Origin of the sequence: Delftia sp. UME58 (assembly GCF_014170385.1) — a bacterium.
Lineage (GTDB): Bacteria > Pseudomonadota > Gammaproteobacteria > Burkholderiales > Burkholderiaceae_C > Comamonas > Comamonas acidovorans.
Window position 1 is genome coordinate 1 of the sequence record NZ_LZZV01000092.1, and the last position, 1,122, is coordinate 1,122.

The window sequence follows — 1,122 nt, forward strand, 5'->3', positions numbered from 1 at the left end:
CACGGTGCTGCGCCCGTTGCACCAGGCGGGTGACCACTTCGACAAGATCGCCGGCGGGGACTTCACCGGCCGTATCGAGGTGCGCAGCACCAACGAGATCGGGCAACTGTTCGGCGCCATCAAGCGCATGCAGGAAAGCCTGACGCGCACGGTGTCGACGGTGCGCCGCGGCGTGGATGAAATCAACGTGGGCTCGCGCGAGATTTCCGCGGGCAACACGGACCTGTCCAGCCGGACCGAACAGCAGGCGGCCTCGCTTGAGGAAACCGCTGCGTCCATGGAGCAATTGGCGTCCACGGTGAAGCAGAACGCGGACAACGCGCGCCAGGCCAACCAGTTGGCGGCCAGCGCGTCGGACGTGGCGGAGCGCGGCGGTTCGGCGGTGTCTGAAGTGGTCAGCACGATGCAGGGCATTTCGGCCAGCTCGCGCAAGATCTCGGAAATCGTGTCGGTGATCGACGGCATCGCGTTCCAGACGAACATCCTGGCGCTGAACGCCGCGGTGGAAGCGGCGCGCGCGGGCGAGCAGGGCAAGGGTTTCGCGGTGGTGGCGGGCGAAGTGCGTTCGCTGGCGCAACGCAGCGCGCAAGCGGCCAAGGAAATCAAGGGCCTGATCGAAGACTCGGTCACGAAGGTGGGCGCGGGTTCGCAGCAGGTGGAACGCGCAGGCGCGACGATGCAAGAGATCGTGGCCTCGGTCAAGCGCGTGACGGACATCATGGGTGAGATCTCGGCGGCATCCGACGAGCAGTCCAGCGGCATCGACCAGGTGAACCGCGCGGTGTCGCAGATGGACGAAGTGACGCAGCAGAACGCGGCCTTGGTGGAAGAAGCGGCCGCCGCCGCGGGTTCCCTGCAGGATCAGGCGCACCGTCTGGCCGAAGCCGTCGCGGTGTTCAAGATCAACGCCGGCGAAGTGATCGAAGTGCCAGCGCATCAACTCGGCGGCTATGCCGCGCCGACGTTGACGCAAGGCTGACCTTCCGCGCCTGCTCGGGCTGGCCGCGAACCGCGCGCCCGGCCTGACTGGTGGCGCAAGGCAAGGAATACGGCCGCGCCTGTGCGCGGCCGTATTCCTTGAGGCAGGCGTTCAAGGATGCCGCGTGCGATTCCTACGCACGT

1 protein-coding gene is annotated in these 1,122 nt (G+C 66.9%); it reads left to right on the top strand.

Going from position 1 to position 1,122, the window contains the following annotated elements; all coding sequences use genetic code 11:
- A partial coding sequence (locus A9976_RS23040) for a methyl-accepting chemotaxis protein (protein ID WP_183020928.1) occupies positions 1-979 on the top strand: 979 nt, incomplete at its 5' end.
- Between the last annotated feature and the right edge of the window lie 143 nt (positions 980-1,122).